14 protein-coding genes are annotated in these 14,535 nt (G+C 60.2%); 4 read left to right on the forward strand and 10 right to left on the reverse strand.

Features of this window, described 5'->3' with window-relative positions; genetic code table 11:
- Nucleotides 1–8: 8 nt before the first annotated feature.
- Nucleotides 9–2,744: an aconitate hydratase AcnA gene (acnA, locus tag FY550_RS13140; RefSeq protein ID WP_149054585.1), complete on the forward strand. Its 2,736-nt coding sequence runs from the start codon at nucleotides 9–11 to the stop codon at nucleotides 2,742–2,744.
- A gap of 79 nt (nucleotides 2,745–2,823) precedes the next feature.
- Here the strand turns inward: acnA and FY550_RS13145 are convergent, their stop codons facing one another.
- Nucleotides 2,824–4,056 (reverse strand): YeeE/YedE family protein, encoded by a 1,233-nt coding sequence (locus FY550_RS13145; RefSeq protein ID WP_149054586.1) that lies wholly within the window; start codon nucleotides 4,054–4,056, stop codon nucleotides 2,824–2,826.
- A gap of 190 nt (nucleotides 4,057–4,246) precedes the next feature.
- Between FY550_RS13145 and FY550_RS13150 the strand changes: the two genes are divergently transcribed.
- Nucleotides 4,247–6,268: a S9 family peptidase gene (locus FY550_RS13150; RefSeq protein ID WP_149054587.1), complete on the forward strand. Its 2,022-nt coding sequence runs from the start codon at nucleotides 4,247–4,249 to the stop codon at nucleotides 6,266–6,268.
- 75 nt (nucleotides 6,269–6,343) lie between these two features.
- Here FY550_RS13150 and FY550_RS13155 read toward each other — a convergent pair whose 3' ends face one another.
- Entirely contained in the window at nucleotides 6,344–6,925 is a 582-nt protein-coding gene (locus FY550_RS13155; RefSeq protein WP_084388097.1) for a bactofilin family protein, read from the reverse strand.
- 231 nt (nucleotides 6,926–7,156) lie between these two features.
- On the opposite strand from FY550_RS13155, the gene FY550_RS13160 reads away from it, so the two are divergent.
- Entirely contained in the window at nucleotides 7,157–7,729 is a 573-nt protein-coding gene (locus FY550_RS13160) for a bactofilin family protein (RefSeq protein WP_070978405.1), read from the forward strand.
- A 266-nt stretch (nucleotides 7,730–7,995) separates the two neighbouring features.
- Here FY550_RS13160 and FY550_RS13165 read toward each other — a convergent pair whose 3' ends face one another.
- Nucleotides 7,996–9,009, reverse strand: a complete 1,014-nt coding sequence (locus FY550_RS13165; protein ID WP_149054588.1) for a tryptophan--tRNA ligase — start codon at nucleotides 9,007–9,009, stop codon at nucleotides 7,996–7,998.
- Between the two features lie 111 nt (nucleotides 9,010–9,120).
- Nucleotides 9,121–10,239, reverse strand: a complete 1,119-nt coding sequence (gene ald / locus FY550_RS13170; protein ID WP_070978386.1) for an alanine dehydrogenase — start codon at nucleotides 10,237–10,239, stop codon at nucleotides 9,121–9,123.
- Here ald and FY550_RS13175 point away from each other — a divergent pair.
- On the forward strand, nucleotides 10,238–10,420 hold the full coding sequence (locus FY550_RS13175; protein WP_070978385.1) for a hypothetical protein: 183 nt from the start codon (nucleotides 10,238–10,240) through the stop codon (nucleotides 10,418–10,420). The two genes, ald and FY550_RS13175, sit on opposite strands and share 2 nt — an antisense overlap.
- An 82-nt stretch (nucleotides 10,421–10,502) precedes the next feature.
- On the opposite strand, the gene FY550_RS13180 is transcribed toward FY550_RS13175, so the two are convergent.
- The 6 genes from FY550_RS13180 to radC all read right to left on the reverse strand — a co-directional run bounded on the left by FY550_RS13180 (nucleotide 10,503) and on the right by radC (nucleotide 14,446).
- Nucleotides 10,503–10,838, reverse strand: coding sequence for a putative signal transducing protein (locus tag FY550_RS13180; protein WP_070978384.1), 336 nt, complete (start codon nucleotides 10,836–10,838; stop codon nucleotides 10,503–10,505).
- Nucleotides 10,839–10,895: 57 nt separating this feature from the next.
- A complete protein-coding gene (locus FY550_RS13185; protein WP_070978383.1) occupies nucleotides 10,896–12,086 on the reverse strand; it encodes a class I SAM-dependent rRNA methyltransferase in 1,191 nt (396 codons plus the stop codon).
- A gap of 106 nt (nucleotides 12,087–12,192) precedes the next feature.
- On the reverse strand, nucleotides 12,193–13,008 hold the full coding sequence (gene mutM / locus FY550_RS13190; RefSeq protein ID WP_070978382.1) for a bifunctional DNA-formamidopyrimidine glycosylase/DNA-(apurinic or apyrimidinic site) lyase: 816 nt from the start codon (nucleotides 13,006–13,008) through the stop codon (nucleotides 12,193–12,195).
- 105 nt (nucleotides 13,009–13,113) lie between these two features.
- On the reverse strand, nucleotides 13,114–13,269 hold the full coding sequence (rpmG, locus tag FY550_RS13195; protein ID WP_070978379.1) for a 50S ribosomal protein L33: 156 nt from the start codon (nucleotides 13,267–13,269) through the stop codon (nucleotides 13,114–13,116).
- Between the two features lie 65 nt (nucleotides 13,270–13,334).
- Nucleotides 13,335–13,571, reverse strand: coding sequence for a 50S ribosomal protein L28 (gene rpmB / locus FY550_RS13200; protein ID WP_070978374.1), 237 nt, complete (start codon nucleotides 13,569–13,571; stop codon nucleotides 13,335–13,337).
- 200 nt (nucleotides 13,572–13,771) lie between these two features.
- Entirely contained in the window at nucleotides 13,772–14,446 is a 675-nt protein-coding gene (gene radC / locus FY550_RS13205) for a RadC family protein (RefSeq protein ID WP_070978402.1), read from the reverse strand.
- Between the last annotated feature and the right edge of the window lie 89 nt (nucleotides 14,447–14,535).

Here is a 14,535-nt window from a genome sequence, read left to right on the forward strand (position 1 = left end):
GCAGGTGCATGAGCACTGAAGATGCCCAGAATACACTCTCCGAACTGACCGTCGGTGACAGGACGTATCACTATTACAGCCTGTCAAAAGCGGCCCAGCAGTTCGGAGACATCAGCCGGCTGCCCTTCACGCTGAAGGTGCTGCTGGAAAACCAGCTTCGCTTCCAGGATGGCGAGACCGCCACCGGCGAAGATATTCAGGCGCTGGTCGACTGGCAGAAGGAAGGCCGCTCGACCCGCGAAATCGGCTATCGTCCGGCCCGCGTCCTGATGCAGGACTTCACCGGTGTACCCGGTGTAGTCGATCTGGCGGCCATGCGTGATGCCGTCGCCAAACTCGGCGAGAAACCTTCGCGAATCAATCCGCTCTCTCCGGTCGACCTGGTCATCGACCACTCGGTGATGGTCGATCACTACGGCGACCCGAAGTCCTTCGAGGACAACGTCAAAATCGAGATGGAGCGTAATCGCGAACGCTACGAGTTCCTGCGCTGGGGCCAGCAGGCGTTCGACAACTTCAGCGTAGTGCCGCCGGGCACCGGGATCTGCCACCAGGTCAATCTGGAGTACCTGGGCCAGGCAGTCTGGACAAAGGAAGAGGACGGTCGCACCTATGCCTTCCCCGACACACTGGTAGGTACCGACTCGCACACCACCATGATCAATGGCCTGGGCGTGCTCGGCTGGGGTGTTGGTGGCATCGAAGCGGAAGCTGCCATGCTGGGTCAGCCGGTATCGATGCTGATCCCCGAGGTGGTGGGCTTCAAGCTTGAAGGCAAGCTGCGTGAGGGCATCACCGCCACCGACCTGGTACTGACGGTCACCCAGATGCTGCGTCAGCGCGGTGTGGTCGGCAAGTTCGTCGAATTCTACGGCGACGGCCTCAAGGACCTGCCGCTGGCCGACCGGGCCACCATCGCCAATATGGCGCCCGAGTACGGCGCTACCTGTGGTTTCTTCCCGCTCGACGATGAAACCCTGACCTACATGAAGCTCACCGGTCGCTCCCAGCAGCAGATCGAGCTGGTGAAGCAGTATGCCCAGGAACAGGGGCTGTGGCGCGAACCCGGCCACGAGCCGATCTTCTCTGACACCCTCTATCTCGACATGAACGAGGTCGAGGCCAGCCTCGCCGGTCCCAAGCGGCCTCAGGATCGTGTCGCCCTGACCGACATGAAGTCGACCTTCGAGAAGCTGCTCGCCGATCAGGCCGGCAATGTGCCGAAAACCGAGGATGGTCGCTGGAAGGACGAGGGGGGAACAACCGCACCCTTCGTAGCCAACAGCTTCCGCGAGAATCCCAACGTCGAACTCAACGGCGAGAAGTTCCGCATCGATGATGGCGCAGTGGTGATTGCGGCCATTACTTCCTGCACCAACACCTCCAATCCGAGCGTGCTGATGGCCGCCGGCCTGCTGGCGAAGAAGGCGGTCGACAAGGGTCTCAAGACCAAGCCCTGGGTCAAGACCTCGCTCGCACCGGGCTCCAAGGTGGTCACCGACTATCTGGCGACTGCCGGCTTCCAGCAGCCGCTCGATCAGCTCGGCTTCAACCTCGTGGGTTATGGGTGCACCACCTGCATCGGTAACTCCGGCCCGCTGCCCGAGCCCATCGATCAGGCCATTCAGAGTGAAAACCTGACCGTCGCGTCAGTGCTGTCGGGCAACCGCAACTTCGAAGGCCGTATCCACCCGCTGGTCAAGACCAACTGGTTGGCCTCGCCGCCCCTCGTCGTCGCTTATGCACTGGCTGGTAACACCCGGGTTGATCTGACCGAGGAACCGCTGGGGCAGGATGCCAGCGGCAACGATGTCTATCTGAAGGATATCTGGCCGAGCCAGCGCGAGATCGCCGAGGCGGTCGAACGGGTGCGTACCGACATGTATCGCAAGGAGTACGCCGAAGTCTTCAACGGCGACGAAACCTGGCAGTCGATCGACGTCACCCCGAGCGAAGTCTACGAATGGTCGAAGGATTCCACCTACATTCAGCATCCGCCCTTCTTCGAAGGCATGGGCCGCGAGCCGGCGCCCATCGAGGATGTGCATGATGCACGGGTACTGGCCATGCTGGGCGACTCGGTCACGACCGACCATATCTCTCCGGCCGGGGCGATAAAGCCCGACAGTCCGGCGGGCCGTTATCTCCAGGAGAACGGCGTGGCGGTCAAGGATTTCAACTCCTACGGCTCACGGCGCGGCAATCACGAAGTGATGATGCGTGGCACCTTCGCCAACGTGCGTATCCGTAACGAAATGCTCGATGGCGTTGAAGGCGGCTACACCCGCCATGTGCCCTCCGGCGAACAGATGGCGATCTATGACGCCGCCATGAAGTACGCCGAGGACAGCACACCGCTGGTGGTCGTCGCCGGCAAGGAGTACGGTACCGGCTCCTCGCGTGACTGGGCAGCCAAGGGCACTCGACTGCTGGGCGTGCGTGCCGTATTGGCCGAGTCCTATGAGCGCATCCACCGCTCCAACCTGATCGGCATGGGTGTTCTGCCACTGCAGTTCCCCGAAGGTGAAGACCGCAACTCGCTGGGCATGACCGGCGATGAGCAGATCAGCATCGAGGGGCTCGGTGACCTTATCCCCGGCGGCAACGTGAAAGTGCGCATCACCATGGGCGATGGCAGTGAGAAGACACTGGACGCGCTCTGCCGCATCGATACCGCCAACGAGATGGAATACTATCGCCATGGCGGCATCCTGCACTATGTGCTGCGCAGCATGCTGAAGTAAGTCACTCGGTCTTCAGACCCGAGATGATAAAGGCGCCCCGTGGGGCGCCTTTTTTCGTGCCGAGATCATACAGTGCGACTCAGACACCGCTGACGGCCGGCTTCTTCGGTTGACGGAAGAAAAAGGGCCGCAGTTTCACTCCCAGCATATTGCCGGCAAAGGCACAGACCAGCCACAGCCAGCCATGCAGGCTACCGGAGGCAATACCGCTGAAATAGGCACCTATGTTGCAGCCAAAGGCGATACGCGCCCCATAACCCAGCAGGATACCGCCGATCGCTGCAGCCACCAGCGAGCGCAACGGAATATCGAACTTCGGCGCAAAACGGCCCGCCAGCGCAGCGGCCAGCATGGCGCCGGCAATAACGCCGAAATCCATTACTGTGGTCACGTCATGCCAGATGCTTTCGGAGAGCGCTTTAGCGTTCCCCGGCTGCTGCCAATAAGCCCATTGGCCAGGCTCAACACCCAACAGCTGGGAGAGCTTGGCGCCCCACAGGGCGAAGGCCGACGTAATTCCCCAGGGACGCCCGGCAATCGCCAGCGTCATGAAGTTCAGCACCGCCAGTGCCACGGCCCCGAACAGCAAGGGCCAGGGGCCACGCAGCCAGCGGGAACCGTGCTGCTGACGCGGCTTCGCTGCGCGCTCGAGACTGCCATGACGACGCTTCTCCAGCCAGACCGTGACAGCGGCAATGGCGCCGAAAAGCAGCAGACTGAGCACGACGCCGCCACTGGATCCCAGAGTCGTCGCCAGGGAAACCGGCTGAAACGCCGGCAGCGAGGTCCACCAGTCGAAGTTGATCGTGGCAAGTACCGAGCCAATGATGAAAAACACCAGTGTCACGACCATGCGGGTATTGCCGCCACCAGCAGTAAACAGCGTACCCGAGGCACAACCGCCTCCAAGCTGCATGCCCAGGCCAAACATGAAAGCACCCGCCACCACGGATAACCCGATTGGCGCGACAAAGCCATGCACCGAGTGGCCGAACAGAGTGCCGGCGGCCAGAGGTGGGAAGAACAGAACAACTGCGACAGCCAGCAGCAGCATCTGGGCACGCAGGCCGCGTCCGCGACGATCAACAATAAATACCCGCCAGGCTGAGGTAAAGCCGAAGGCCGCATGATAAAGCACTGCCCCCAGCGCGCCACCGACCAGCAGCAGTGCGCCCTGACTCGGCGAAATGGTGCCGACAAGCACCATGGCGCCAAGTGCCAGAACAACAACCGCCACGATGCCGGCGATCAGTGAACTGCGCGGCAAGGTGCCATTGCCGCGTCCGGATGGCACCAGAGTGGGTCCTGCCATTAGAACCTCCCGCTTCAAAAAATATTCCAAGTATTGCCAATAATTCTAAACCGAAAGCCCTCTGTTCCCCAATCAGGGTGATCAACAAAGCTGATTGAATCTCTCTACGAGCTCGCTTGCGATTCAACCGGAGCGCCCGCACTGTGAAGGACATGATGTGTCATCAATCCTCAACCGGGAGTTTCAAGTCATGCGACGGATGTTCACCCCTGTCACTGCCATGTGCGCGGGTACTGCCGATGGCGGCGGCGCGGCCACCAGCCACAATGAAGTTCCTCTGATCGAACGTGAACGTCTGTTTGGCAACCCCCATCGTGCACAGGGACGACTCAGCCCCGATGGTCGCTGGCTGGCGTGGATCGCCCCTCTCGAGGGTGTTCTGAACCTCTGGGTAGCCCCCATTGATCATCCCGATCAGGGCCGAGCCATGACTGCCGAACAGGTGCGGCCGATCCGTAGCTACTTCTGGAGTCCCGACAGCCAGGCGCTGCTCTATGTCAATGACACCGGGGGGGACGAGAACTTCCGCTTGTTCGGGGTGAATATCGACAGTGGCGAGACACGCACGCTGACGCCCTTCAAGGAAACCCGGGTGCAAATTATCGGCATCAGCCGCCTGGTGCGTGACCGTCTCCTGGTAGGCATCAATAATCGCGATCCACGCTGGCACGATGTCTACAGCCTCGATCTGGCGAGCGGTGAGCTCACCCTGGTACTTGAAAATGAAGGCTATGCCGGTTTCATTGCCGATGAACACCTCGAACTGCGGCTGGCCGCCCAGCCCCGCGAGGATGGTGGTGAAACCTACTTTCGTATCACGGCGAACGGCATCGAAGACGAACCGTTTGCCACCATCGGATTCGAGGACAGCGCCAATACCGGCCCGATCGGCTTCACCCGTGATGGCAACACGGTTTACTGGATCGACAGTCGCGAACGCGATACTGCAGCACTGATGGCCCAGGACTGGCATAGTGGCGAATTGCGCCTTATCGGCCACTCACCGCGGGCAGATGTTACCGGCATCCTGCTCGATCCAGTCAGTGATGAAGTCCAGGCCTGGGCGATCGATTATCTGCGCACCGAGTGGACCGCCCTCGATGACACCATAGCCGCAGATCTCGCATTTCTGGAGGGAGAGCTCAAGGGTGATATCAGTGTGACATCCCGCACCGACGACGACCGCCGCTGGACGGTCGTCAACGACCCTGTCACAGCGCCGGCAGAAACCTGGCTCTATGATCGCGACACCCGCACACTGACATCGTTGTATATCAGCCGACCGGAACTTTCAGGGGAGCAGCTGGCCGGCATGACACCGCTGGAAATCACTGCGCGGGATGGCAAAACGCTGGTCTCCTATCTCACCCTCCCCGAGGGCAGCGATGCCGATGGCTTTCGTCGGCCAACCTCACCACTGCCGATGGTACTGCTGGTGCATGGTGGCCCCTGGGCACGCGATAGTTACGGCAGCAACGCCTATCACCAGTGGTTGGCCAATCGAGGCTACGCCGTACTATCAGTGAACTACCGTGGCTCAACCGGTTTCGGCAAGCGCTTTACCGGTGCCGGCGACGGCGAATGGGCCGGCGCCATGCACAACGATCTGCTCGATGCCGTCGCCTGGGCAGTCGAGGCGGGGATCGCCGATGCCGAGCGCGTAGCCATCATGGGCGGATCCTATGGCGGTTACGCCGCTCTGGTCGGGCTGACCTTCACGCCGGAGCAATTCGCCTGCGGCGTGGATATTGTCGGCCCCTCCAACCTGGAGACCCTGCTTTCCACCATTCCGCCCTACTGGGAAGCCGGCAAGCGACAGATGTATCGACGCATGGCTGATCCGGAGACCGAGGAAGGCGCAGCCTGGCTCAAGGAGCGTTCCCCTCTCACCCATGCCGGGCAAATCAGCCAACCACTGCTGATCGGTCAGGGCGCCAACGACCCCAGGGTCAAACAGGCAGAGAGTGATCAGATCGTCGATGCCATGAAGGCCAACGGCATTCCGGTGACCTACGTGCTGTTCCCGGATGAGGGCCACGGTTTTGCCCGACCGGTCAACAACATTGCCTTTAATGCAGTGACGGAAGCTTTCCTGGCCGAAACCCTGGGAGGACGGTTCGAACCGATCGGGGAGGCGCTGAAGACCTCATCCATTCAGGTCCCTCATGGGGTCGAGTACACGCCCGGACTTGATGAAGCCCTGAACGGCTGACCCCTGCAAAGGCCCGGCGACATGGCTCATGAGCCGGGCCCTGCCTGCCTTGTTCCTGCCGGATCGGCCATGAACTCAGCGTGAAGATGTATCGTCCTCGTCATCAAGCGCTGCCGCGCTTGTATCTTCAGGAAGATCATCCTCCAGGAGGCCGGTCTGCCAGGCATCGGCCGACGCCTGTCTGGTGTGGTCTGCCGGCGCAGCATCAAACAGCTCCTCGAGCAGCGGATTGGCGGGGTTCATGTCAACCGTTCCCTGGAACTCGGCCCCTTCCTCGATTACCAGCCCGGGAGAGTGAATTTCCCCACTGACGTGGGCGCCGGCCAATACCCGCACATTACCCGAAACGATCAGGCGGCCGCGGATGGTACCCCCGACAGTCAGCGATTGCGCCACTACATCCCCCTCAACCGACCCATCGATGCCGATGCTGACGGCATGGCGTCTGAACGTAACGCAGCCGACGATACGACCCTCGATATGCAGATCCTCCTCACCTGTCATATCACCCGTCACGCGAGTCGCCGAACCGATCAGTGCCCGCTTGCCCATGCGTGTTGAGCGGGCGCCCGCTTCAGCGGGCTCGGAAGACGTTACGGCGTTTGAAGCGATGTCACGATCGCCGGTTTCGTCCACGCCTTTTGTCCTGTGAAACATATCGATCTCCGCTGGCTATGCACTGCCACCCTCATCAGGGGTCTCTGGTACTGTAATCGAAAAGTGTGATACCTCTCTAACATCGGCAGCGCATCATCAATCCTTCATATCCGGGGATAAAGAATGACGATGAAATGCCGATAGGGTTGCTCTGATCATGTCCAGCGGACACTCGCCACATACAGCAGGTACCAATCTGCGAACGTGGCTTTCACGTTTCGGGATGACACCATGGATACAATGGGATGGCTGCTGATACCGGGGATCGTGGCAATACTGCTGATTCTGTATGACGGTCAGCGACGTGTACGCAAGGTGCAACTCAGGGAGAAGGAGTGCGCTGGAGCGCCTTCTGAAGTGCTGACACCTTCGTCATCGCCTGCTGTCATCAACAGGGTTGAAGATGCGCCGATTCCGGCTTCTCGGCCCTCTTCCGACGCGGCCGCCTGGCATCAGCAACGACATGGTCCTGTCTTTGATGGACCCCTTCATACCGGCAGCTTCATCGGCCCGAGCATGCATGTCGCAGGGCATATCGAAGCCACTCAGCCACTGACCGTCGCCGGACGAATCGAAGGAGAAATTACGCTGCACGATCACGGCGTTGCCATTCTTGCCGGTGGTGAGGCAGGTCCCATCGTGCGGGCCCGACAGCTGGTCGTCGATGGACGTCTGAATGGCGCGGTACAAACGACGGATAGCGCCATCTTCCATGCTGCTGCCCACTTCGAGGGGGAGTTGAGGGCGGGACGGTTACGCTGTGTAGAGGGTGCTACGCTCTCGGGGCAATTCAGCATCGGGTAATCTCCCAAGCAGGCGTTATCGCGGCTGAAGCCGCTCCTACAAGGATAACCACCGGTGCTGCAGTCGCGATCGATTACCGGGAGCCCCACCACGCTACGCAACTGATCCAGCAGCGCCGTCGCTTCCTCACGAGCACGATCGGCACCCTGCTGGAGCACCGTTGGCATGTTTCCGGGTGCCTCGAGTTATCGCGGCCAAACCACGCTTACAGCAATAACCACCGGTGCTGTAGGAGCGACTTCAGTCGCGATCGATTACCGGGAGCGTCAGATAAATCTTCCCAGTCCCACCACGCTACGCAACTGATCCAGCAGCGCCGTCGCTTCCTCACGGGCACGATCGGCACCCTGCTGAAGCACCGTCTCGATGTGCCCCGGGTCCTCGAGCAGCGCCTGATAACGCTCACGAGGTTCGGCAAGTTGCGCATTGAGATATTCAAACAGCTCGTTCTTGGCCTCACCCCAGCCGATGCCCTCAGCGTAACGCTGGCGCATATCGGCACTCTCACTCTCGGAGGCGAAGGCCGAATAGATCTGGAACAGGGTGCATCCCTCCGGATCCTTGGGCTCACCGGGTTCCAGCGAATTGGTTTTGATCTTGCGGATCAGCTTGAGCAGTTTCTTCTCGGAGACAAACAGCGGGATGGTATTGTCGTAGCTCTTCGACATCTTGCGGCCATCGAGCCCGTTAAGCACCTGTACCCGCTCGTCGACCACCGCCTCGGGCAGAGTAAAATACTCACCCTTGTAAATATGATTGAAGCGCCCGGCCATGTCGCGCGCCATCTCGATATGCTGAACCTGATCACGCCCCACCGGCACCCGATTGGCATTGAACATCAGAATGTCGGCGGCCATCAGCACCGGATAGCTGTAAAGCCCCATGGTGACGCCACGATCAGGATCGGTAACGCCCTTCTCCTCATTTTCCGCCACGGCCGCCTTGTAGGCATGGGCCCGGTTCATCAACCCCTTGGCGCAGACACAGGAAAGCAGCCAGGCCAGCTCGGGGATTTCCGGAATATCGGACTGGCGGTAGAAGACCGCATTGTCGGTATCCAGTCCCAGCGCCAGCCAGGTCGCGGCAATTTCCAGGCGCGACTGCTGCATTCGTTTGGGATCATTGGACTTGATCAGGGCATGCAGGTCGGCCAGAAAATAGTACGACTGGACGTCGGGGTCCTGACTGGCGGCAATGGCGGGGCGAATGGCACCGACATAGTTGCCCAGGTGGGGGGTGCCGGTGGTTGTAATGCCGGTGAGAACTCGAGTGCTGGTCATGAACGCAATACTTGCTCCGGAAAAACGGGATGCCAGCGCCCGAGCGGACCGGACGCTGCAAGTGCGCTCATCTTAACGCGGACGCCGGCCACGAGCGACCGGCAATCCATCTTATCCCCCCAGCAGACGGGCAACGGGCTCGAAGGGCAGGTCAAACGCCTCGGCTACGGCCGGATGGGTCAGCTGCCCCTCTGCCGTATTGAGACCATGCTGAAAATGGCCATCGTTCTTCAGCGCTTCGCGCCAGCCCCGGTCGGCCAGTTTCAGTACATAGGGCAGCGTCGCGCTGGTCAACGCCTGGGTCGAAGTACGCGCCACAGCGCCGGGCATATTGGCCACACAATAGTGCACGATGCCGTCCACGGTGTAGATGGGCTCGGCATGGGTAGTCGGGTGGCTGGTTTCAAAACACCCGCCCTGATCAATCGCCACATCGACCAGCACACTGCCTGGCTTCATGGTCGACAACATCTGCCGGGTAATCAGTTTGGGGGCAGCAGCGCCGGGGATCAGTACTGCGCCGATCACCAGATCGGACTGACGTACTGCTGCCTCCACGGCATCGACTGTCGAATAGACGGTACGCAGGCGTCCCTGATAGCGATGATCAAGTGCTTCCAGGCGCGTCAGCGATCGATCCAGCACGGTGACATCGGCCCCCAGCCCCAGTGCCATACGGGCAGCATTTTCACCGACCACACCACCACCAATCACGGTCACGGTCGCTGGCGGTACACCGGGCACCCCCGGCAGCAGCACACCCGAACCGCCCTGGGCCTTTTCCAGCGCATGCGCTCCAGCCTGCACTGCCATGCGACCGGCCACACTGCTCATGGGCGCCAGGAGCGGTAATCCGCCTCGCTCATCGGTGATGGTCTCGTAAGCGATGCAGGTGGCACCGGTCCCCATGAGCGAACGCGTCAGTTGCTCATCTGCGGCCAGATGCAGATAGGTAAACAGGGTATGTTCGGGCGTCAGCCGGTCGATTTCCTCGGGTTGCGGCTCCTTGACCTTGACGATCAGCTCGGCGCCAGCCCAGAGCGCTTCAACGTCACTCTCGACTCGGGCCCCGACCCCCTCATAAGCAGCGTCTTCGTAACCGGTACCGATCCCGGCCCCTCGTTGTACGGTAACGTCATGGCCATGTTCGACCAGTTCACGCACGCCTGCAGGGGTCAGGGCAACGCGATACTCGTGGTTCTTGATTTCGGCAGGAACAGCAATCCTCATGGCAAGAGCTCCAGCAGGCAGTTTGATTGTCGGCGATGCCGGCATTACAGCACAGCTTGACAATCAGCGAATCGGGTCAATCAAAATAACGATTCTGTCTGGAAAAATGCCTTTCCATCAGGGGATTTTATCAAAAATGGGCAATAAGGCAGTTGATATCACCACAAGGCCGTTTGGATGATGACCACACAAATCCATCGACATGACGTTGAGCCCGGATTTCGCACAGAGTCAGAGCACCGGACAGAAGCCACGCACTACGCTCAAAGGTGGGCCTGGAAGATAGCAGGACGCTCGCTGCCACACTGCCAGCAACGGTCAAAGTGGCCAGCATGGCGCTCGCCACAATGCGGACAGCACCAGTCGATTTCAGGCCCATCGGGCTCAAAACCGCGGCTGATCAGTGCCTCGGCTCGCTCGAGGTTATGTGGCGCCACCCACAGTTCGGGCTCGCACTCCAGTGGCGGTAGTTCACCCGCGCCACCGGCCAGTGACCAGTTACGCAATTCGCAAGGGATACCGGCGTTTTCCAGCAGATTGTGCAGATGGCCGATCAACAGCGAATCGGGATGGCAAAAGAGGCGCACGAATGCAGCCATGAGAACACTCCAGGCCCGCGGTCATGCCGATGTTCAACCATCGACATGACCATTGGATCAGTCGCGGAAGATACGCACCCCCAGCGCCTTGAGATAGGCCGTCTCGGGAATGGCAGGATGAATCGGATGATCCGGGCCCTGATGACCGTTGAAGATCAACTGGGCATGACGATCCTGATGCCGGGCCGCCCCCCGCACAATATCCACCAGACGCTCGTTCGCCAGATGCATCGAGCAGGAGGCAGAGACCAGCAGGCCATCACGCCCCAGCAGGCGAATCGCTTCACGATTGAGTCGCGCATAGGCGCGCTCACCGTTGGGAATATCCTTGCGCTTGCGGATAAAGGCCGGCGGATCGAGCACCACTACATCAAATTGCTCACCTTCAGCCTTGAGCGCCGCCAGCAATTCGAAGGCATCACCTTCGCGGGTGGTCACCCGGTCACCAACACCATTGAGCGCGGCATTCTCGCTGACCGCTTCCAGTGCCGGGGCAGAGCTGTCAATACAGGTCACCGACTCGGCGCCGTGTGCCGCAGCCTGGACGCCCCAACCACCGAGATAGCTGAAAACATCGAGTACCCGTTTACCTTCGACCAGCGGATTGAGCCAGCTGCGGTTAACGCGATGATCGAAAAACCAGCCGGTTTTCTGGCCTTCCAGAACCGGTGCCAGAAAGTGAACGCCATTCTCCTCAAGCGCCACCGGTCCATCGAGTGTTCCCTGTACCACCTCAACATCGGGTGCCAACTGCTCCAGCCGGCGGCCGGCACTGTCACCACGCAGCACGATCACACGTGGTTCGATCACCTTGTTGAGGGCATCAATGACGTCATCACGCATCCGATCCATCCCCAGGGTGTTGAGCTGCACGACCAGCACATCGCCGAACCGATCCACCACCAGCCCGGGCAACAGATCTCCCTCCCCGTGCACCAGACGATAAAAGGGCTGCTGAAACAGCCGTTGACGTAGTCCCAGCGCCTGATTGAGGCGATGGACCAGCAGTGAGCGATCGAGCCGGATATCAGGATCGCGCGATACGATGCGGGCACAGATCAGCGAATGCGGGTTGACGTAAGCCACCCCCATCGGTTTGCCGTTGGCTGCCTCGACAATGGCCTGAGCGCCCGGCTCGAAACCCTTGAGTGGCGTAGTCTCGGTATCGATCTCGTTGGAGTACAGCCAGAGATGGCCAGCCTTGAGTCGACGGTCAGCGTTTTTCTTGAGGCGCAGGCGTAGGGTCACGATGAAATCCGAAAGCTGTCAGTGAATCGGGACATGATATCAGCGCAGGCCGCCCGGGCCGATGGGTCTGCAGGGATCGACCGGACTGGCGTGATGTTGCCGTTTGTCAGGTCTGGCAAACCGGGCAGTAGACACTGGCCCGCTGCCCAAGAGTCAGGGAGAGTAACTCGGCCCCACAGACGCGACAGGGTAAACCGCTACGGCCATAGACATTGAGCTGCTGGGCAAAATAGCCCGGGCTGCCACTGCCACTGACAAAGTCACGCAGGGTAGTCCCGCCCTGAGTAATGGCCGCGGTCAATACCTGCTTGATCGCTTCGCCGAGGCGACTGTAACGCTTTTGACTGATGCGTCCGGCTTCCCGTCGCGGATCGATACCGGCCAGAAACAGGGACTCGGCCGCATAGATATTTCCCACACCGACCACTACAGCGTTGTCCATGATCAGTGACTTGACCGCCACACGCCGTCGCCGCGAAGCACGAAACAGATGAGCCCCATCAAAGCCGGTCGACAGCGGCTCGGGGCCCAGCCGCACCAGACGGCGATCCTGATACGGATCACCGGTAATAAAATCGAGCACCCCAAAGCGGCGCGGATCGTGATAGCGCAGCACAGTATCCGACCCCATGACCAGATCGACATGGTCGTGTTTTTGCGGAGGCGTCCCAATTGGCACCAGACGCAGACTGCCCGACATACCCAGATGCCAGAGCAGATGGCCGCCAGCTACCGGCAGCAACAGATATTTCGCTCGGCGTTCAATGGGGCCGACCCGTTCGCCCACCAGTCTTTCGGCGAGATCGTCGGGAATACGGGTACGCAGCTGCGGCTGACGCACGATGACCTCATTGATCATCTGGTGTTCGACCGCCGACATGATGCCACGACGGGTGGTTTCCACTTCGGGTAATTCGGGCATGGCTATCCTGACCGTTGTCCACACTTCCGGCGGGAATACCCCAGACGCAGGAAACCCGGCAACGGCCGGGTTTCCTTAACACACGCTCTGTCAGAGACAGCGGTGTTACTTGATCTTGGCTTCGCGATAAACCACGTGCTTGCGAACCACCGGATCGTATTTTTTGAATTCAAGCTTGTCGGGCGTATTACGCTTGTTCTTCTTGGTAGTGTAGAAGTGACCAGTGCCGGCGCTGGACACCATCTTGATCTTGTCGCGCATGGGTATGCTCTCCCGTAAACAGTATGCCCGCGCCTCTCATGGCGCAGGCCGTGAACATGGCGGCGTCAGACGCGGATATCGCGTTTCTTGAGGTCGGCAAGAACGGCTTCGATACCCTTCTTGTCGATGATGCGCAGCCCCTTGGTGGACACCTGCAGACGCACAAAGCGCTTCTCGGACTCGACCCAGAAGCGATGGGTGTGCAGGTTGGGCTCAAAACGACGCCGCGTTTTGCGCTGGGAGTGAGAAACGTTGTTACCGGTCATCGGACGCTTGCCGGTAACCTGACAGACCTGTGACATGGAAGCCTCCAGCCGTGAGCCCCGGATGCCGGGACGCAGTAGAAAGTGTCGGGATGATCTCGGGCAAACCGGTAAGCGTGGCAGGCATCCGCCTGGCTGCCCCTGTTCATGGCCCGCGGGAACTCAAAGGCCGTACTTTATACCAGAGAGCCCCTTTTCAGGCAAGGCATGGTCGATACAAAAGCGACCCTGGCCCTGGGTCACAACCAACCCCGCTCTGCCATCGAGATGACCACGCCGTCACCAATCACGAAATGATCCAGCACCCGAATATCGAACAACCCCAGCGCCTGGCACAAACGTTCGGTGATGCGCCGGTCGGCATCGCTGGGTTCAGCCATGCCCGAAGGATGATTATGGGCAAAGATCACTGCCCCGGCATTCAGTGTCAGCGCGCGTCGCGCCACCTCGCGGGGGTAAACCGAAGCTGCATCGAGTGTGCCGGTAAACAACCGTTCGAAGCGCAATACCCGGTGACGGGTATCAAGGAACAGTGCGGCGAACACTTCATGCTCGAGATCTCGCAGGTGCGCAGAGAGAAAGCGCCGGACAATCACTGGTGAGGTCAGTGCCTCGCCACGCTCGAGCAGGGTTTCCAGATGACGGCGCGACAACTCCAGTGCTGCTTGCAACTGCACATACTTGGCCTGTCCCAGTCCATGCGCCTGACAGAAACGTGCCTGGTCTGCGCTCAACAGCTGACGCAGTCCACCAAATTCACCCAGTAGATCGCGTGCCAGATCGACCGCCGAACGACCGCGCACACCGACCCGAAGGAAGATGGCCAGTAGCTCGGCATCGGAGAGCACCTGCGGCCCGAGGCTCATCAGTTTTTCGCGCGGACGCTCGCCTTCCGGCCAGTGGTTGATCCCCATGGTCATTCCATTTCATCGTATTATCCGAATATAACGACGAGATACGCACGGGCTTGAGGCGCGCGCCTGCCCGGGTGTATCAGCTACGC

The organism is Kushneria phosphatilytica, assembly GCF_008247605.1.
GTDB lineage: Bacteria > Pseudomonadota > Gammaproteobacteria > Pseudomonadales > Halomonadaceae > Kushneria > Kushneria phosphatilytica.